The 1,120-nt window shown below is 72.6% G+C and carries 1 protein-coding gene; it reads right to left on the bottom strand.

What is annotated here, in order from left to right; genetic code table 11:
- On the bottom strand, positions 1-1,120 hold a 1,120-nt coding region (locus J2X36_RS26770; RefSeq protein ID WP_310355259.1), incomplete at both ends, for a polysaccharide biosynthesis/export family protein.

The raw sequence follows: 1,120 nt of genomic DNA, 5'->3' as shown, positions 1-1,120 counted from the left end.
ACCGTGTGTAGGCGTATGTGGCGGCGGCGGCGCTGATGGGGCCGGAGGCGGCGGAGAAGGCGGAGAGGACCTTCTGGACCTCGGTGAAGGGGGCGTTGGAGACGTAGATCAGGTCGCGGTTGCGCATGCGGAAGGCCTGGGTCAGGAACAGGCTCTGGGGATCGCGCATGTCGATGCGGTAGACCACCGGCACCAGCGGCGTGCCGAGCAGCGCCGAGCCCGGCTTGAGCTTGCGCACCACGCTGGCGGGCTCGAAGCGGAAGATGAAGGTGCCGGAGGGGTCGGCCTGGAAGTCGGACAGGCCGCGGGCCTTGGCCAGGCCCTGGGCGAGCGTGATGCCCTCGGCCTGGAACGGGATCTCGGTGGAGTTGCCGAGCGCGCCGACCGCCAGGAAGGTCTGGGGATCGCGCACCAGGGTGAGCACGTCGCCCGGGCGCAGGTAGATGTTCTCGCGCGGGTTGGAGACCACGGTGGTGAGCGGCACGGTGGCGGTGGTGGACCCGCGCGAGAGCCGCACGAAGGTCTCGGCGACGGGGGCGCGCACGCCGCCGGCGGAGGCGACCACGTCGAGCAGGCGGTCGCCCTTGGCCGAGAGCGGCAGGCGGGCGCCGCCGGCGACCTCGCCGGTGACGGTGACGGCCTGGGAGACGGGGCGGGTGACGGAGACGAGCACCTGGGGCTGGATGGCCTTGCCGGCGAGTTCGGTCTCGATCAGGGCCTGGACGTCCTGGGTGCGGCGTCCGGCGACCTGGATGCGGCCGGCATAGGGCACGGAGATGGCGCCGTCGCGGGAGACGACCTGCTCGGGGATGAGGGCGGACTTGGATCCGGCGGAGAAGCGGTCGGCGACGAGGGGTCCGGAGAACAGGCCGCCGGAGCCGGCCTCCCAGATCGAGACGGCGACGAAGTCGCCGACGCCGATGACGGGTTCGAGGGCGGGCCGGTTGTCGCCGAACGAGGCGAGCAGGCTGTCGAGGGGGCGCGAGCGCAGCGACTCGACCACGGCCGGGGTGATGTCGACGATCTCGTAGCGGGCGAACACCCCCTCGCTCGTCACCGTCTCCGCGCCCGACGCGATCGCGCCGGCCGTCGGACCTGCCCCGGGCAGGACGTTACAGCC

This window comes from Methylobacterium sp. BE186 (assembly GCF_031457035.1).
GTDB classification, from domain to species: domain Bacteria; phylum Pseudomonadota; class Alphaproteobacteria; order Rhizobiales; family Beijerinckiaceae; genus Methylobacterium; species Methylobacterium segetis.
Note: the sequence above shows the minus strand (reverse complement) of the source record. Positions and strands in the feature narration are given on the sequence as shown.